The organism is Roseateles sp. Mitsp63 (assembly GCF_059491535.1).
In genome coordinates, this window is sequence record NZ_CP168509.1 from 1,454,959 (window position 1) to 1,472,385 (window position 17,427).

Below are 17,427 nucleotides of genomic sequence, written 5' to 3' on the forward strand. Positions count from 1 at the left end.
CCAAGACCCGCAACGACCGGCCACGAGGACCATGCCATGACCCAGGACCGGGAACTCCAGGCGATCGCCCAGCGCTACGCCCGCCGCGACCAGCGGCTGGCCGGCCTGGAGCGTTACAGCCTGCTGCGCCCGGAGGTCTGGCAGATGCTGCACGAGCGCCAGGCGGCGATGTGGCGGCTGCTGGCGGCGCATCGCGCGGCGCAGGCCGATCCGGCCGCGCCGGTGGCGGACTGGCGCATGACCGAGGTCGGCTGCGGCGCCGGCGGCAACCTGATGGACATGCTGCGGCTGGGCCTGCTGCCGCAGCACCTGACCGGCATCGAGCTGCTGCCCGAGCGCCTGGAGGCGGCCCGCGCCGCGCTGCCGCAACAGGTGCGGCTGCTGGCGGGCGATGCCTCGCAGGCGCGGGTCGAGCCCGGCAGCCAGGACCTGGTGCTGCAGTCGACGGTGTTCTCGTCCATCCTGGACGACGCGCTGCAGGCGCGGCTCGCTGGCGCGATGTGGCGCTGGCTGCGGCCCGGCGGCGCGGTGCTCTGGTACGACTTCATCGTCGACAATCCGCGCAATCCCGACGTCCGGGGCGTGCCGCTCAAGCGCGTGCGCGCGCTGTTCCCCGAGGGCCGGATGGCGGTGCGCCGCGTCACGCTGGCCCCGCCGATCGCGCGCGCCGCCTGCCGGCTGCATCCGGGCGCCTACCGCGTCCTCAACATGCTCCCCTTCCTGCGCAGCCATGTGCTGGCGCTCATCACCAAGACACCATGAGCCACAACGCCGACCAGACGCTCCCCTTCCTGCCGTTCGCGCTGCCCGAGCTGGGCGACGAGGAGATCGCGGAAGTGATCGACACGCTCAAGAGCGGCTGGATCACGACGGGCCCCAAGGCCAAGCGCTTCGAACAGGCCTTCGCCGAGTTCCTGGGCGAACCGCAGATCGAGTGCATCGCGGTCAACTCCGCGACCGCCGGGCTGCACCTGGCGCTCGAGGCGCTGGGCATCGGCCCTGGCGACGAGGTCATCACGACCACCCATACGTTCACCGCGACGGCCGAGGTGGTGCGCTACATGGGCGCCGACGTGAAGCTGATCGACATCGATCCGGCCACGATGAACCTGGCGATCGACCAGATCGAGGCTGCCATCACGCCGCGCACCAGGGCGATCATCCCGGTGCACTACGCCGGCCTGGCGGTGGACATGCTGTCGGTGCTGGACATCGCGCGCCGGCATGGGCTGAAGGTCGTCGAGGACGCGGCGCACGCGCTTCCGACGACGCTCGAGAAGGAGCTGATCGGCACGATGGGCAGCAACGCCACGGTGTTCAGCTTCTACGCCAACAAGACGATGACGACCGGCGAGGGCGGCATGCTCGTCACGCGCGATCCGGAGCTTGCCAAGCGCGCCCGCGTGATGCGGCTGCACGGCATCAACCGCGATGCCTTCGACCGCTTCACGGCCAAGGTGCCGAGCTGGTACTACGAGATCGTCGCGCCGGGCTTCAAGTACAACCTGACCGACATCGCCGCGGCGATGGGGCTGCACCAGCTCAAGCGGCTGCCGGCCTTCCAGAAGCGCCGCGAGCAGATCGCCGCGCGCTACTTCGAGGCGCTGGCCGACCTGCCGCTGATCCTGCCGCCGAAGGCGCCGGAGGGCGACGTGCACAGCTGGCACCTGTACGTGCTGCGCCTGTCGGACGAGGCGCCGGTGAGCCGCGACGTCTTCATCGAGCGCATGTTCGAGCAGGGCATCGGCTGCAGCGTGCACTACGTGCCGCTGCACCAGCATCCGTACTGGAAGGAGCGCTACGGCCTGACGGCGGCGATGTTCCCCGAGTCGCAGAAGGCCTACGAGCGCACGGTCACGATCCCGCTGTACACGGCGATGACCGACGGGCAGGTCGAGCGCGTGATCGGCGCGATCCGCCGCAGCCTCGGCGCCTGAGCGGGATCGGCGGGGAACGGGAAGGCCGATGGCCAAGCGACTCTTCGACATCGTCTGCGCCGCGATCGGCCTGCTGCTGCTGAGCCCGTTGCTGCTCGTGGTGGCGGCGTGGATCAAGCTGGACTCGCCGGGGCCGGTGATGTTCCGGCAGGAGCGGGTGGGGCGGTTCGGCCGCGGCTTCCGGATCCACAAGTTCCGGACCATGCGCGTGGACGCGCCGCGGCTGGGGCCGCAGATCACGGTCGGCGAGGATGCGCGCATCACCCGCAGCGGCCGCTGGCTGCGCGCGACCAAGGTCGACGAGCTGCCGCAGCTGTGGGACGTGCTGCGCGGCGCGATGAGCCTGGTGGGGCCGCGGCCGGAGGTGCCGCGCTACGTGGCGATGTATCCGGCGGAGCTGCGCGAGGTGGTGCTGTCGGTGCGGCCGGGGATCACCGATCCGGCCTCGCTGAGCTTCCGCAACGAGAGCGAGCTGCTGGCGCGGGCGGCGGATCCGGAGCGCGAGTACGTCGAGGTGGTGATGCCGATGAAGCTGCGCCTGGCGGCGGATTACGTGCGCAATGCCAGCCTGGGTGGCGACATCCGGCTGATCCTGGCGACGCTGGGCGCGATCAAGGCCTGAGCGGGCCGCAGAACAAGAGAACACGATGAACTGGTTGTCCCTGGATGCCTTCCTGACGCGGATCCGTCCGTTCCGGGAGGGCCTGGCGCTCGCGCTGGACATGGTGGCGGTGGCGCTGGCCTGGCAGGCGACCTATCTGTTCCGGCTGGGCTTCGAGCGCTGGTTCGAGGCCAGGCCTGGCTACGACCACTGGGTGATGCTCGCGATCGTGGCGCTGTACGGCGTGCTGCTGAAGCTGTTCCGCGTGCCCAAGGGGATGTGGCGCTTCAGCGGCTTCGGCGAGGTGAAGCGCCTGGCGGCGGTATGCGTGATCGCCGGCCTGGTCGCGGCGGTGGCGGTGCTGATGGCGCAGCTGACGGCGGTGCCGCGCGCGGTGCTGGCGCTGCATCCGGTGTTCACGCTGATGGCGCTGGCGACGATGCGCATGGGCTACCGGATGCTTTATGAGCACATGCGCAGCCGCATCAGCGGCAGCGCGCAGGAGCAGCGCCGCGCGCTGGTGATGGGCGCGGGGGATGCGGGCCGGCTGCTGGTGGCGGGCATCCAGCACCAGCAGGGCTGGGTGGTGGTGGGCTATCTGGACGATGCGCCCGAGAAGCGCGGCGCGCGCGTGGCCGGGGTGCCGGTGATCGGCACGCTGGGGGACGCGGCGCGGCAGGCGGAGCTGCACGGCATCACGCACGTGATCGTGGCGATGCCGGGCGCGACGACGGTGGAGCGGCGGCGCGCGCTGGACCTGGCGGGCAAGACGGGGCTGGCGGTGCTGACGGTGCCGAGCAGCCAGGAGCTGCTGGCCGGCCGCGCGGTGAACCAGGTGCGCGACATCGAGCCGGAGGACCTGCTCGGCCGCGAGCCGGTGCAGCTCGACGAGGGCGGCATCAGCGAGTGCATCGGCGGCAAGGTGGTGCTGATCACGGGCGCGGGCGGATCGATCGGATCGGAGCTGTGCCGGCAGGTGGCGCGGTATGGGCCGTCGAGGATCGTGCTGGTCGAGCTGAGCGAGTTCGCGCTGTACCGGATCGAGCAGGAGCTGAGCGAGAAGTTCCCGCACATCCCGCTGGTGCGGCTGATCGGGGACGTGAAGGATCTGGCGCACTTGCGCTTCACGTTCGGAAAGTACCGGCCGCAGATCGTGTTCCATGCGGCGGCCTACAAGCATGTGCCGCTGATGGAGGAGGAGAACGCCTGGGCGGCGCTGAGGAACAACACGCTGGGGACGTATCACGCGTGCACGGCGGCGGCCGAATCGGGGGCCGAGCGGTTCGTGCTGATCTCGACGGACAAGGCGGTGAATCCGACGAACGTGATGGGCGCGACGAAGCGGGCGGCGGAGCTGGTCATCAGCCACATGGCGGGGCAGGGGCACGCGACGAAGTTCATGGCGGTGCGGTTCGGGAACGTGCTCGGGAGCAGCGGGAGCGTGATTCCGAAGTTCAAGGAGCAGATCGCCAAGGGCGGGCCGGTGACGGTGACGCACCCGGACATCATTCGCTACTTCATGACGATCCCCGAGGCGGCGCGGCTGGTGCTGCAGGCCGGCGCGATCGGGGAGAGCGGGCAGGTGCTGGTGCTGGACATGGGGGATCCGGTGAGGATCGTGGATCTGGCCAGGACGATGATCCGGATGGCGGGCAAGAGCGAACAGGAGATCGGGATCCGGTTCACCGGCTTGAGGCCGGGGGAGAAGCTGTATGAGGAACTGATCGCGGATTCGGATCAGACGCTGGCCACGCGCATCTCAAGGGTGAGGATCGCCAAGCTCACCGACGCGGCGGCGGATGGCGCGCTGCTGGAGTGGGTGAAGGGGGCGATGGATAACCGGCATTGGGAGCGGGAAGAGGTGGTCGGCGGGCTACGGCGCTGGGTGCGGGAATACCGGCGGACCGATGGATCGGCGCCGGTTCGAATCGCGCCGGAACGTTGACGCACAGGCATGGAAAGCAAACAACGAGAAAGGCGCGCCGTCGGGGCGCTGCTCTCGGCCGTCATCGTCCTGGTCCTTGCCCATGTGCCGCTTTGGCTGCTGCGGCCTTATGCATCAATGCCTCAGCCGCTGTTCGAGTTGGACCTGCTCCTGACGGCGGCGATCTTTTCGTTGAACCGGTGGGTCGGTGGCGTCGCTGTCATGACGGCGTGGGTCCTCTGCCTGCTGAGGGCGGCGGCGGTGAACTACCACTTCCGCAATGTCGCGGAGTTCGCCGACACCCTCCGCTTCGCGGACCTGTTGTCCTATTCCGCGTTCATCACCCCCACGACCATGCTGATTGGTGGACTGGCGGTCTTGATCGTGACCGTCATCCTTCGTGGCATGGCACTGTTGCGCCCGAGTGCGGCGATCATCCTGGCGTTGACCGTGCTGCTGGGCGTCGCTGATGTCCTCAACGGCTCCGCGACCACGGTCGTGGCGCGCGATGCGCCGTTCACCGCCTTCAACGTGCTGGGCAGCGCGGGATACAACCTGGTCCGTGCCGAGCGCGATTTCCTGCGAGAGGGCGCTCAGCCGCTGGCGGTCATCGAGCCTCGGCCGTTGAGTTACCGGGTCATGCGGGCAGCCGCCGATGAAGGCCGCGATGGCAACCTGATGGTGTTGGTCGAATCGCTGGGATTGCCGCAGGCGCCTGGAATCAGCGCCTGGATCGCTGCAAGATTCCGCGCGCCGGATCTCCGTGTGCGCTGGAACATCGAAGAGAACGCGGAGGACTTTGCCGGAGGCACGGTTGCCGGAGAGTTGCGCGTGCTATGCGGATTGCGCGGCCATTACTCCCGGCTGACCGAGGCGTCGTCGCAGGACTGTCTGCCACGCCGGTTCCGAGGCCGCGGCGACAACGCCGTCGCGATGCATGGGTTCTCGCCCCGCATGTTCGACCGCTCGGAATGGTGGCCCGTTGCCGGGTTTGGCGAGACCCGCTTCGCCAGTAATTGGGACGAGCCGGAGACGGCGCTTTGTCCGGGCGCCTTCAACGGCATGTGCGATCACGGCGTCATCGCCGCGGCCCTGCGGCGCGCGGCCAAGCCAGGCCAATTCGTCTATGCGCTGACGATCAACACGCATCTGCCCCTGCCGTCCCGCCCGGTCACGAGAGAGCTCAAGGAGCTCTGCCGGCATCACGCGGTGCCGGACCCGGCGTGTGAGTTGCTGCAGGCGCAAGGGGACCTCCTTGCTGATCTGGCCGGGCAGATCGCCCGGTCTCCGGAGGGCGTCAGGCAGGTGGTGGTGGTCGGTGATCATTCGCCGCCCTTCAATGACGCGGCGGACCGCTCCGTCTTCAGCCCGGCGCAGGTGCCGGTCTGGGTCCTGTCCCGCCGTTGAGCAGTCGACAGCCTGCGCGCTTGGCCTCTCGTGATCAGTCCAGGACGGCGACGCCGGGCGTCAGGTGCCGTGCCTTCCCCGCGGCAGGGTGGCGCATCCGGTGGGCCGCGACCAGCAGCAGCAGCAGCGCCAGCAACACGCCATAGAGCGCGCCCGGGAAGAACATGCCAAACGCCGGCACGAACTGCAGGGTCAGCGCCGCAACGAAGGGGACGGTGGGGTGCCGGACGCTCGCGCTTGAGCGCCCGAACAGCATGTGCCCAGCGAAGGCCGTCAAGACGGAAATCGAGCTGAACAGTCCGCTCAACGCGACGGCCGGAACGCCGAAGTCGGCGAAGTACTCGACCGCGCCGCCGAAGGCCGGCGTATTGGTCAGTTCCGCCTGACCGGGGTAGTAGATCTCGTTGACGAGCAGGATGCCGTAGACCACGGGTTTGTCGGGCCAGAACGCGCGAGGCATGTAGGACGCGTAAGACGTCCAGGCGATCTCACCCCAGAAATACTTGGTCTGGCCGCGAAGATAGTCGCTGTAGTACATCGCGGCGTTCTTGTAGTAATCGAAGTACTCGAACACCGACTGCAGGGTCAGGACATCACCACGGGCGAGGAACAGGTTGTAGACCAGCAGCGCCAGGATCAGCGGAATGCCGATGCCAAGGAACCGTGGCAGCGGTTTCCATTCGAGGAATGCAAGAAAGACCATCGCCGTGGTGAACAACGACAGCATCACGCCCTTGGATCCGGTGAAGTAGGCCAGGGCCACGAAGAGGGGGGCCTTCAGGAGGATCGCGGCCGGCGTGGGCCGCGACAGAAAGCTCAGCAGCATCGAGGTGGCCAGGAACGTGATGCTCAGGGCGAACCAGTGGCCGGCCCCGGTCCGGTGCAGCTGATATCCCTCACGGGGATTCGACAGCCAGGCGGCGATGCCGAAATCCGAGGAGGCGAGCAGCACCCATGCGGCGAGGGACAGCAGCAGACAGGCGAATGAGGCGACCGGGAGGGCACGGGTGTCCAACGGCCGTCCATGATGGCGCCAGCGCCGCGTCAGCCGCAGCGTGCGGAACAGTTCCAGGAACAGCGCCGCGCCCACCCATTGGCACAGCAGCTGGACGTTGGTCATCAGGATCGCGAATTGATAGCCGGCGTCGAACAGGCCGCCTTCGACGAGGAACAAGGGGCCGCCGACCAGCTTCATCGCCTCGAACGGCACCACTATCAGCAGTGCGATCGCGAACGGATTGACCCAGCGGAGTCCCAGCTGCATTCGCGAAAACCAGAGTGGCCAAAGCGTGAGCAGCGCGACCGCGGTCAGGTTCAGGGCATAGAGCGCGATCATGGCGGTGGTGAGTTCGGATTGGCCGGAGGGCAGAAGCCGGATCCTGAGATCAGGCCCGTTTCCAGAACTGGCTGACCTTGGAGAGGTTCTTCATGAGGATCGTGCCGATGCCGCCGATCCCGTTGTCGCGGACGATCTCCAGGTCTTCGCGGGACTTCTGCAGGATGTTGCGCAATGAGCGATTGCTGACGCCGCCGGTGCGCATGCGCACGAGAACCTCTGGAATATACGCGGCGCGGATGCCCCGGCCGTCGCCGCCCGACAGGAGGCGCAGCAGGTTGTCGTAGTCCGCCGCGATCCGGTATCGCAGATCGAAGGCGCCGAGGCGCTCGTAGAGCGAGCGCCGGGCATAGAAGGTCGGGTGCGGCGGCATCCAGCCGCTGCGCAGCCGGCCCACGTGGAACGGTCCCGAATGCCAGGTCCGGATCACCTTGTCCAGATCGTCCTGCGCGACATAGACCAGGTCGCCGTAGACTGCCTGCACCGCCGGATCCTCGAAGGCCTTGGCGATCTTCTCCAACACGCGCGCATCCTGCAGCACGTCGTCGGCGTGCAGGAATCCGACGATCTCGCCGCTCGCCTTGGCGATGCCCTTGTTGAGCGCGTCGTAGATGCCCTTGTCCCGGCCGCTCTCGGCTGTGATCGGGTGGGCGGTCCAGGCCTTCACGATGTCCATCGTGTCATCCTTGGACCCGCCGTCCATGACCAGGTGCTCGATGTCCCGATGCGTCTGCCCGGCCAGGGACTGGAGCGTGGTGGGCAGGGTCCTGCCGCAGTTGTACGTGGCTGTGATGACGGAGATCTTCATGGTGCGGTATCAGTGCCGGAACGCAGCGGCGCATCCGGCGGAAGGGGAATCAGCGCGCGTCGGCCTTCAGGCGGGCGACGCACTGGGCAAGGTCGTCGAAGCGGGCATCCGCGTCGCCGAGCGGCGGCGCTTCGCCCTCGCCGTTGCACTTGACGATGAAACGGCGCCCGATGCCGGCGGCGATGCCCGCCTCGACGTCCGACGGCTTGTCGCCGACGAGGATGGAGCGGTCGAGGTCTATGGCGAACTCGCGCGAGGCCTGGTCGATCATGCCGGTGCGAGGCTTGCGGCAGTCGCAGTCCAGCCGGTATTGCTCGATCTTGCCGTCGGGGTGGTGGGGACAGTGGTAGACCGCGTCCAGACGCACCCCTTGCGACAGCAGCGACGCCTTCAGGCTGGCGGTGAGCGACTGATAGTCGGACTCGGTGTACATGCCGCGCGCGATGCCCGACTGGTTGGTGATCACGATCAGCCGGTAGCCCAGCGACTGAAGGTCGCCCAGCGCCTCGACGACGCCGGGCAGGAAGCGGAACTCCGCCCAGTCGGACAGATACGCGGTGTCGAAATTGATGACGCCGTCGCGGTCCAGGAAGGCCGCGGGCCGAGCCTCAGCGTCCAGCATGCGGGTCGGCCTTCATCTTGCGGACCAGGCCGGTGGTCGAGTAGCCGTCGACGAAGGGCAGTGCGAGCGACTGCCCGCCCCAGGTGCGCACCAGCGCCGTCTCCTCCAGCTGCTCCATGTCGTAGTCGCCGCCCTTGACGTAGACGTCGGGCTTGACCACCGAGAGCAGCCGCACCGGCGTCTTCTCGGCGAACAGGGTGACCAAGGTTGTCGAAGCCAGCGCCGCCAGCAGATAGGCGCGGTCGAGCTCGGCGTTGATCGGCCGGTCGTCGCCCTTCCCGAGCATGCGCACCGAACTGTCGCTGTTGACCGCGACCAGCAGCGAGCCGCCCAGTTCGCGCGCGCGGTGCAAGTAGCTCGCGTGGCCGCGGTGCAGGATGTCGAACACGCCATTGGTGAAGATCAGCGGGCGCGGCAGTCCGGCGATGCGCTGCAGCAGCGCAGCCTCGTCCAAGACGAGCTTGTCTTGAGGGGCGGTCACGGCTGGGCCTCGCCCTGCGCCTGCGCCTGCGCATGCAACCATTGAACGTAGCGCCGCACGCCGGTGGCGACGTCGGCGAACGCATGGTCGCAGCCCACCGCGCGCAGCGCAGTCAGGTCCGCCTGGGTGTGGCACTGGTACTTCCCGACCAGCGCCTGCGGGAAGTCGATGTACTGGAGGAAGCCGCGGTCGGCCAGTTCGGCCAAGGACAGCGGCGGCTCTCCGGCGAGTTCCCGGGCGGTGTTGACGCTGGCCATCGCCACGTCATTGAACGCCTGCGCGCGACCGCTGCCAAGGTTGAAGATGCCGCGCGCCTGCGGGTTCTGCAGGAACCACAGGTTCACGGCGACCACGTCGTCCACGAAGACGAAGTCGCGCTGTTGCTCGCCGGGGCCGTAGCCGCCGTACTCGCCGAACAGCTTCACCGTGCCTTGATCCCGCCACTGGCCGTGATGGTGGAAGGCCACCGATGCCATGCGGCCCTTGTGCTGTTCCCGCGGTCCGTAGACGTTGAAATAGCGGAAGCCGGCCACCTGGGCCGGCGCGTCCGCGATCATGCGGCGCACGACGTTGTCGAACAGCAGCTTGGAGTAGCCGTAGACGTTCAGCGGGCGCTCGTTGACCGGCTCCTCGCGGAAGACGCTGCTGTCGCCGTAGGTGGCCGCGGAGGACGCATACAGCAGCCGCGTGCCCTGGCGCATGCAGTCGTCCAGCAGCGTCTTGGAGCACCGGTAGTTGGTCTCCATCATGAAGCGGCCGTTGTGCTCCATCGTGTCGGAGCAGGCGCCTTCATGGAACACGGCGTCGACCTGTCCGAATTCGCCGCGACCGAAACGGGCGTAGAACTCGTCCTTGTCGAAGTAGTCGGAGATGCCGGCACCCAGCAGGTTGCGGTACTTGGGACCGTCGGTCAGGTCGTCGACGGCGATCACGTCGTCGATGCCGATCGCATTGAGTCCGTGGACCAGGTTGGATCCGACGAATCCGGCGGCGCCGGTGACGACGACTTTCATGCGGAGTCCCCCTCGAAAAGTTCCTGATAGCTGACGGATGCGGTGCCGAACTTGCCCACCACAATGGCGCCAGCCCGGTTGGCGATCGGCACGGCTTGCGCCAGTGGCATGCCGCTGCCGACCATCGCGGCCAGCGCGGCGATCACCGTGTCGCCGGCGCCGGTCACGTCGAACACTTCCTTGGCCTGCGCCGGAACGTGCAGCACCGCGTCGTCGGCCTGGAACAAGGTCATGCCTTCTTCCGAACGGGTCACGAGCAGGGCTTCCAGGCCGAGTTCGGCGCGCAGCGCCTGCGCGCGGCTGCGCAAGTCGTCCTCGCCGTCCCAGACGCCGACGACCTGCGCCAGCTCGGCGCGGTTCGGCGTGATCGCGGTGGCGCCGGCGTAGCGGCTGTAGTCCGATCCCTTCGGATCGACCAGCACGGGCCTCCCGGCGGCGCGGGCCAGTTCGATCATGCGGGCGATGTGGGTCAGACCGCCCTTGCCGTAGTCGCTGAACAGGACGGCGTCATAGTCCGGCAGCGCGCGCTCGAATTGCGCCAACATCGCCGCTAGCACCTCGCTCTCGGGCGTGCGCTCGAAGTCGGCGCGCAGCAGTTGCTGCGACCGGCCGATCACGCGCAGCTTGACGATGGTGCGCAGCTTGTCGTCGCGACCCAGCAGCGCCTCGACGCCCTGACGTTCCAGCAGGTCCTGCAGCACGCGCGACGGCTCGTCGTCGCCGACCACCGTCATCAGCGCCGCATGCGCGCCCAGACGCTTGACGTTCAGCGCCACGTTGGCGGCGCCACCCAGGCGGTCTTCCTCGCGGGTCACGCGGACCACGGGGACCGGCGCCTCCGGCGAGATGCGGTCGACGGCGCCGAACCAGTACCGGTCCACCATCGCGTCGCCGACGACCAGGACGCGGCAGCGGCCCAGCTGTTCCGAAGTCGGGTGCGGCATGTTCAGTCCTCGCTGGCCGGCACCAGGCCCAGGGCCTGTTCGACGGCGCCGCAGATGGTGTGTCCGATCAGGATGTGGGCCTCCTGGATGCGCGCGGTGACGGCGTGCGGGACGATCACCGCGTGATCGCACAGCGCGGCCAGCTTGCCGCCGTCGCGGCCCAGCAGACCGATCGTCGTCACGCCCAGGGCGCGGGCTTCCTCGACCGCGCGCAGGATGTTCTTCGAATTGCCGGAGGTGGAGATGCCGATCAGCACGTCGCCGACACGGCCGAGGCCGGCCACTTGGCGGGCGAAGACCTCGTCGAAGGAATAGTCGTTGCCGATGCAGGTCAGCGCCGAGGTGTCGGTCGACAGGGCCAGCGCGGCCAGGGGCTTGCGGTCCTCGATGAAGCGGCCGGTGAACTCGGCGGCGATGTGCTGGCTGTCGGCGGCTGAGCCGCCGTTGCCGCAGATCATCAGCTTGCCGCCGGTGCGCATGCGTTCGGTGACGAGGCGCGAGGCCTCGGCGACCGAGGGGGCCAGGGCGTCGAGGGTTTGGAACAGGGCCAGATGCTGGCGCAGGTTGTGGAGGAACAGCGTACTCATGGTTGTGCAGTGTCCAGGAAACGTTGAAGGCGCGCGGTCAGCTCGGGCGTGTGGTCGATCAGTCCCCAATGCTGGCCCCGGAAGGCGCGCAAGGGAAGCCAGTAGGTGTTGGGTACCGGGGAGGCCACGAAGGCGGGCGTCCCGCGGTACTCGGCCAGATGGGCGGGAAGGCTGTCCGCCGAGATGACGCCGGCGTACTCCGTCAGCGCCTCCGCCAGCGCATCGAAGCGACGCGGGATGGTCCGGGCCGCCAGTCCCGCCACGGGCGCCTCCAGCCGCTCGCCGTCGAGCAGCAGGAGCTCGGGCTGGAATCCCATGGACGCGCACACCGTCGCCATCTCGGCCACCCGATGCGCCGGCACGTTCTTGGCGGGCACGCGGCTGAAGGGGCACAGGGCGATGCGGCGCGGACGCGGCGTTGGCGCGACGGGCGCGACGGGCTTCTCTCCGAAGGTGTCGCGCATGAAGCGCTCGGACGCGAGGTAGACGTTCTCCGCTGCGGGGAGGACGCGCCAGGTCCTCCGACCGGCGATGAAGCGCTCGCGGCGTGCCGGACGGGGGAGGACCAGCGTGGCGCCTGGGGCGGCCCCGGCCAGCGCTGTGCGCAGCGTGACCGCGCTCTTCAGCGCGGCGACGATGCCGCGCTTCTTGAGGTCGAACAGGGCGGGAACGTTGCGATCCGGGATGGGGAGCGACTCGATCCCGCACGGCGGCGCCAGGGCCGCGGCCAGATCGTTCAGGTAGGGACCGATGAGCAGGCGGCAGCGCGCGGCGTCGTCCGGCGACAGCCGACGCATCGACGACGCCGTGACGACCAGGTCGCCGAACGACTTGAGTTCGACGAAGGCGTAGGTCAGGCCGCTCACGTCACCGTCCCTGGTGTCCGGCATGAGGCGCACTCTCGCGCACCGGCATCGCGAACCCGTCGCGCACGCCGGCCCAACCGCGTTCCGACAGCTTCTTCGGCAGCCGTCCGAGTTGGGGGATCCGCGTCGCCATCACATAGGCCAGCGCGAACGCCTTCTGCACGCCGCGCAGGTTCTTGCGGATGAAGAAGATGCGATTGCGGTTCGTGTAGTACAGCGAGAACGGCGACAGGCCGCCGCCGGTCGAGGAACTGACCTTGTGCAGGACCAGCGCACCAGGCGCGTAGCGGATTCGGAGCCCCTGCTCGTGCATGCGCCAGACGAAGTCCGTGTCGTCGCTGTAGACGAAGTAGCGCTCGTCCATCAGGCCGACCTTGTCGAAGACCGCGCGGTCCAGCAGCATGAAGCAGGTCGGCGCGTAGTGCACGTACTGCTGGTGGTCCAGTTGACCCTGATCCGTCTGGCGGTCGCCGTAATGCGGCGAGCGCATCAGCCAGGCGTTGATGTGACCACCGCCGTACCAGATCAACCGCTCCCCATCGAAGTAATGGATCTTGGGCGTGACCGCCTGCTCGCGGCCGCCGTCCAGCGCCTGCCAGAGGTCCAGGATCGTGTTCGGCCCGAACTCCGTGTCGTTGTTGGCGAGCAGCACCTGCGTGCAGCCGTCCTTCAACGCAAGTTCGATGCCCTGGTTGTTGCCCTTGGCGACGCCGACGTTGGCGTTGTTGAAGACGCACACCGCATCGATGCCGTACTCGGCGGCCAGCGACTCGGAGATCTTCGTGCCGCTGTCCGTGGCGCTGTTGTCCAGCACGTAGAGGCGATAGCGGATGCCGACCTGCTTGGCCAGGCTGGCGAAGAAACCGGGCAGCACGTCATCGCTGTTGTACAGGACGGTGACGATGCCGATCTTCTGGTCGGTCGGCATGCTCATTTGAAGAGCCCCCGCTTCTTCAGCGATTCGACGCTCTCGCCGTAGGCGTCGGCCTGGATCGGCTGCTCCAGGACCCACGCCACGAAGCGCGCGATGCCCTCGCGGAACGGCACGCGGGCCCGGAAGCCCAGCAGCCGCGCGGCCTTGTCGGTGTCGGCGTAGTTGTGGCGGATGTCGCCGACGCGGTAGGCGCCGGTCACCGTCAGCGGCACCTCGATGCCGTACAGCTCGACCAGCGTGCGGGCCACCGTCATGACGCTGGTGGCCACGCCCGTGCCGATGCCGAAGGCCTCGCCGGTGGCCTCCTCGCGGGTCAGCGCGAGCGTGAGCGACTCCACGACGTCGTCGATGTAGACGAAGTCGCGGCTCTCGTCGCCGTCCTCGTAGATGTCGATGCCTCGGCGGTGGCGGATGCGCGTCGAGAAGATCGACAGGATGCCGGTGTACGGATTGGACAGCGACTGTCCCGGACCGTAGACGTTCTGGAAACGCAGCGCCACCGCGCCGATGCCCAGGGCCTTGCAGTTGAGCAGCGTCATGTGCTCCTGCGTGTACTTGGTCAGGCCGTAGATCGAGTTCGGCTGCACGCGCGACGCTTCGTCTGTGGCCACCACCTTGAGTTCGCGGCCCGTCGCGGCGCAACGCGGCTCGAAGCGGCCCTGGGCAAGATCGGCCTCGACGCGTCCGGTGGGGTAGACGAACTGGCCGTCGAGCTCATAGCGTCCCTCGCCATAGATGGCGCGCGAGGACGCGACGACCACGCGGCGGACGGTGTCCTTGCGCGCGGCGATCGCCTCCAGCAGCACCGCCGTGCCCTGCACGTTGGTGTGGCAATAGCGGGCGACCTCGTACATCGACTGACCCGTGCCGGTTTCGGCGGCGAGGTGCACCACGGCATCGCAGCCTTCCAGCGCGCGCCCGACCGTGGCGGCGTCAGTCACGTCGCCGTGGATGAACTCGCACTTGCCCTCGATCTGGCGGCGCAGCGGCGACAGCGTCGCATCGGCGCCGTGGATCTGCGGCGACAACGTGTCCAGCACGCGCAGCGTGTGGCCTTCGGCATGCAGCCGGGTGACGAGGTTGGCGCCGATGAAGCCGGCGCCGCCGGTGATGAGGATGTTCATGAAAAGTTCTTCTCTTGAAAAGATGTCGAAGCGGCGGTCAGGTCGGGGACGCGTCGTCGATGCGCTGCCAGACGCCGGTGCCCGGATCCAGCCTGCGAATGGCGCGCGCGGGCGCGCCGGCGATGACCGTGTGCGGCGGGAAGCTGCGCGTGACCACGCTGTTGGCACCCACCACGCAATCGTGGCCGAGAGTGACGCCGCTTGAAATGCAGCTGTTCGCGCCGACCCAGCAACGGTCGCCCAGCACGATGGGCCCCTTGCTGCGCAGCGGCGTGCTCAACCGGCTCTCGCCGGACTGCTCGTAGCCGTGGTCGAAATCGCAGACGAATACGTTGGGGCCGAAGGCGACGTCCGCGCCGATGTCGATGCCGAACGCGGCCGTCAGATTGCAGTGCACGTTCATGAAGGCGCGATCGCCCAGACGGATCCGGCCCTCGTAGGCGGCCGCGCCGCTGCGCTTGACCGAATAAAGGATGCAGTCCTTCTCCAGCCGCACGCCCGCGCCCAGGGTGATGCGTCCGGGACCGTACAGCTGCGCCAGCGGCTTGATCCAACTGCCCGCGCCGATCGCGTCGAAGAAGCGCGCATACCAGAGCCGCGTCACCCAGCGCGCGCGCAGCGCGGACAGGTGATTGATGACGTCGTGGCAGTCCTTGCCGCGCAGGCGGTCGGCCAAGGACCTGCGCGCGACGGGTGCGGTGGCGTGATTGCTCATGACCGTGGCCTCAGGCGGCGTCCAGCTCTTTGAGCAGGCGGTCGCGCGCGACGTTGTTGCGCGCTTCGATGCTGCGGGTGTCGAGCTGGTGCTCGCGCTCGTAGGCCTTCATCGACAGCAGCAGCTGATAGAAGGCCATCTGCATGCCCAGATAGAGCCCGGCCCGGCCCGCCCTGCGCCCGCCCTTGACGAAGTAGTGCCCGAGGAAGCCCCGCGCCATGCGCAGCAGCATCTTCAGCGGCGGCATCGACGGCGTGTGCGCAGCCTCGATGTCGGTGTAGCGGTCCAGCGAGCCCATGTACGACTTCGCCGTGTTCGAGATGAAGTGATGGACGAAGCAGGTCTCAGGGTCCAGGTAGACGATGTCCGACTCCGGCACCGTCGCCTTGCCGAAGCCGTGGATGACGTTGCCGCGGAAGTCGATCGCGTCCTTCTTGAAGGCGCGATGCTGCGTGTTGCGGTAAGCGTCGTGGCAGAACTCGCCGTAGTAGTAGTTCTTGCGCGCGATGTTGACGATCGAGCACCGGCCGCCTTCGACGGCGGCCAGCATCGCGTCCATGGTGTGGCGGTCGACGATCTCGTCCGAGAAGCCCCAGTACATCCACGGCGTGCGCACGGCGGCCTTGACCACCGAGGTGGTGTGCTCGTCCTCGACCCAGCCGGGGTTCTTGTGCAGCAGCACCTCGGCGCCCAGCGCGCGCGCGATCTCCACGGTGCGATCGGTGCTGTGGTTGTCCACGATCAGCACGTGACCGTAGGGCAGGAAGTTCCGGACCGCCCGTTCGATGCGCGCCTCTTCATTGAACATGAAGAGCACGAAGGTGATTTGCTTGGAGAACATCAAGGGGATTGCCGTTGGAGCCGGTGGACGTAGAAGCCGAGCGCGGGCGCCACCAGCAATTGCGAGGCGGCGACCACGACACCCACGAGCAGCGGGGACTCGGGCGCGCGCGTCAGCAGCAGCAGGCAGCCGGTCAGCGAGAAGACCGCTCCGGCCAGCTGGAAGCGGAACAGGGCGCCAGCGCGTCCGTGCAGGGTGAGGAAGACGCCGTAGGCGCCGACGACCAAATTGCCGGCCTCGACGACGATGCCCACGCCGATCGCCGCCGCGTAGGGGATGTAGGCAGACTGCGTCAGATGCCGGACCAGGAACTCGGAGAGCGACAGGCCGACGGCCAGCACCGCGGCGGCCATGCCGAGGCTCCACGCGACATACTGGCCGATCGAGGCGCCGCGCGTCTGGTACAGGCGCGGCAGGAACAGCTGCGAGAACACCTGCGCGCAGGCGCTCATGGCGACGGCGCCGATGTTCGAGGTGACGCCCAGCGCCGCCGAGGTGTGCGGATGACCCGCGGCAGGGAACAGGACGCGATAGGCCTGCAGTTGCACGGTGTTGGAGGCAGCGCCGCCGGACAGCGCGCCGGCGGTCCGCACGATGTGCGCCGGCGTGTCCAGCGACGTCCGGTCCGGCGACAGGGGCAGCGAGCGGCGCGCCTGCCAGAGCAGGATCACCAGCTCCACGGCCAGCGCCGCGATCGAGGAGGCCAGCAAGGTCTGCGCGGAAGGTGTGATCCAGGCGCTGGCGAGCATGAAGGCGATCAGGCGGCCGGCGGACTCCAGCACCACCATGCCGGCGGCGAAAGTCGCCTGACCGCGGATGTTGAGCAGGTTGCGGACGCTGGAGCAGAGATAGAGCAGGGCCGCGAGTCCGTACAGCAGCGGCGTGTCCGCCCAGACCAGTTGACCCGTCGCGACGAACGGCAGGCTGAGCAGCAGACAGGCGGCCAGGCCGGCGAGCAGCGTCACCCCCGCCAGTCGTCGCAGCGCGGGCGAGGGCAGCGCCTCCATGCGGGACAGCCGGGCCTGCATGTAGGAGTCGACCGGCACGAACACCAGGGCATTGAGCAGGTAGCTCAGCGTGCCGAGGTAGAAGAAGGTGCCGACCTGCTCGATCGAGAGCGCATTGGTGTAGTACTTGACGTACGCCAGACCCGCGATGACCGACAGCAGCCGCAATCCGGCGACGACCGCCGCGCGGCTGACGCGTCGCCAGCGGCCGTCCGCCGCCGGCGTGACGGCGGCTGCGGCAATGGTGCCGTGGGTGTCAGGGCGGACGCTCATCGGGTGT

The 17,427-nt window shown here is 68.2% G+C and carries 18 protein-coding genes; 5 read left to right on the plus strand and 13 right to left on the minus strand.

Features of this window, described 5'->3' with window-relative positions; genetic code table 11:
• Positions 1–36: 36 nt before the first annotated feature.
• Genes ACEN96_RS06285 through ACEN96_RS06305 form a run of 5 tightly spaced genes read left to right on the plus strand, consistent with a single transcriptional unit; the run spans position 37 to position 5,869 of the window.
• Positions 37–762 (plus strand): class I SAM-dependent methyltransferase, encoded by a 726-nt coding sequence (locus ACEN96_RS06285; RefSeq protein ID WP_495587185.1) that lies wholly within the window; start codon positions 37–39, stop codon positions 760–762.
• Positions 759–1,937, plus strand: coding sequence for a DegT/DnrJ/EryC1/StrS family aminotransferase (locus tag ACEN96_RS06290; RefSeq protein WP_495587186.1), 1,179 nt, complete (start codon positions 759–761; stop codon positions 1,935–1,937). Before ACEN96_RS06285 ends, ACEN96_RS06290 begins: the two co-directional genes overlap by 4 nt.
• A gap of 28 nt (positions 1,938–1,965) precedes the next feature.
• Positions 1,966–2,559, plus strand: a complete 594-nt coding sequence (locus tag ACEN96_RS06295; RefSeq protein ID WP_495587187.1) for a sugar transferase — start codon at positions 1,966–1,968, stop codon at positions 2,557–2,559.
• A gap of 25 nt (positions 2,560–2,584) precedes the next feature.
• Positions 2,585–4,483 (plus strand): polysaccharide biosynthesis protein, encoded by a 1,899-nt coding sequence (locus tag ACEN96_RS06300; RefSeq protein WP_495587188.1) that lies wholly within the window; start codon positions 2,585–2,587, stop codon positions 4,481–4,483.
• A 9-nt stretch (positions 4,484–4,492) separates the two neighbouring features.
• Entirely contained in the window at positions 4,493–5,869 is a 1,377-nt protein-coding gene (locus ACEN96_RS06305; protein ID WP_495587189.1) for an LTA synthase family protein, read from the plus strand.
• Positions 5,870–5,903: 34 nt separating this feature from the next.
• Here the strand turns inward: ACEN96_RS06305 and ACEN96_RS06310 are convergent, their stop codons facing one another.
• The 13 genes from ACEN96_RS06310 to ACEN96_RS06370 are packed head-to-tail and all read right to left on the minus strand — an operon-like array spanning position 5,904 to position 17,420.
• Entirely contained in the window at positions 5,904–7,205 is a 1,302-nt protein-coding gene (locus ACEN96_RS06310; protein WP_495587190.1) for a hypothetical protein, read from the minus strand.
• A 49-nt stretch (positions 7,206–7,254) separates the two neighbouring features.
• On the minus strand, positions 7,255–8,013 hold the full coding sequence (locus ACEN96_RS06315; protein ID WP_495587191.1) for a glycosyltransferase family 2 protein: 759 nt from the start codon (positions 8,011–8,013) through the stop codon (positions 7,255–7,257).
• Positions 8,014–8,062: 49 nt separating this feature from the next.
• The gene (gmhB, locus tag ACEN96_RS06320) at positions 8,063–8,635 is read right to left on the minus strand and encodes a D-glycero-beta-D-manno-heptose 1,7-bisphosphate 7-phosphatase (RefSeq protein ID WP_495587192.1); all 573 of its coding nucleotides are present in this window, start codon (positions 8,633–8,635) and stop codon (positions 8,063–8,065) included.
• A complete protein-coding gene (locus ACEN96_RS06325) occupies positions 8,622–9,116 on the minus strand; it encodes an adenylyltransferase/cytidyltransferase family protein (protein ID WP_495587193.1) in 495 nt (164 codons plus the stop codon). Before ACEN96_RS06325 ends, gmhB begins: the two co-directional genes overlap by 14 nt.
• On the minus strand, positions 9,113–10,129 hold the full coding sequence (gene rfaD / locus ACEN96_RS06330) for an ADP-glyceromanno-heptose 6-epimerase (RefSeq protein ID WP_495587194.1): 1,017 nt from the start codon (positions 10,127–10,129) through the stop codon (positions 9,113–9,115). Before rfaD ends, ACEN96_RS06325 begins: the two co-directional genes overlap by 4 nt.
• Entirely contained in the window at positions 10,126–11,073 is a 948-nt protein-coding gene (gene rfaE1, locus ACEN96_RS06335) for a D-glycero-beta-D-manno-heptose-7-phosphate kinase (protein WP_495587195.1), read from the minus strand. Before rfaE1 ends, rfaD begins: the two co-directional genes overlap by 4 nt.
• Positions 11,074–11,075: 2 nt before the next feature.
• Positions 11,076–11,660 (minus strand): D-sedoheptulose 7-phosphate isomerase, encoded by a 585-nt coding sequence (gene gmhA / locus ACEN96_RS06340; protein ID WP_495587196.1) that lies wholly within the window; start codon positions 11,658–11,660, stop codon positions 11,076–11,078.
• A complete protein-coding gene (locus ACEN96_RS06345; RefSeq protein WP_495587197.1) occupies positions 11,657–12,550 on the minus strand; it encodes a glycosyltransferase family protein in 894 nt (297 codons plus the stop codon). The genes gmhA and ACEN96_RS06345 overlap by 4 nt, the downstream gene beginning before the upstream one ends.
• Positions 12,528–13,460 (minus strand): glycosyltransferase family 2 protein, encoded by a 933-nt coding sequence (locus ACEN96_RS06350; protein WP_495587198.1) that lies wholly within the window; start codon positions 13,458–13,460, stop codon positions 12,528–12,530. The genes ACEN96_RS06345 and ACEN96_RS06350 overlap by 23 nt, the downstream gene beginning before the upstream one ends.
• Positions 13,457–14,584 carry an NAD-dependent epimerase/dehydratase family protein gene (locus ACEN96_RS06355; protein ID WP_495587199.1) on the minus strand — a complete coding sequence of 376 codons (1,128 nt, stop codon included), beginning with the start codon at positions 14,582–14,584 and terminating at the stop codon, positions 13,457–13,459. The genes ACEN96_RS06350 and ACEN96_RS06355 overlap by 4 nt, the downstream gene beginning before the upstream one ends.
• A gap of 37 nt (positions 14,585–14,621) precedes the next feature.
• Positions 14,622–15,299, minus strand: coding sequence for an acyltransferase (locus tag ACEN96_RS06360; RefSeq protein WP_495587200.1), 678 nt, complete (start codon positions 15,297–15,299; stop codon positions 14,622–14,624).
• 10 nt (positions 15,300–15,309) lie between these two features.
• The gene (locus ACEN96_RS06365) at positions 15,310–16,140 is read right to left on the minus strand and encodes a glycosyltransferase (protein ID WP_495587201.1); all 831 of its coding nucleotides are present in this window, start codon (positions 16,138–16,140) and stop codon (positions 15,310–15,312) included.
• On the minus strand, positions 16,140–17,420 hold the full coding sequence (locus ACEN96_RS06370; protein ID WP_495587202.1) for a hypothetical protein: 1,281 nt from the start codon (positions 17,418–17,420) through the stop codon (positions 16,140–16,142). The genes ACEN96_RS06365 and ACEN96_RS06370 overlap by 1 nt, the downstream gene beginning before the upstream one ends.
• Positions 17,421–17,427: the final 7 nt, after the last annotated feature.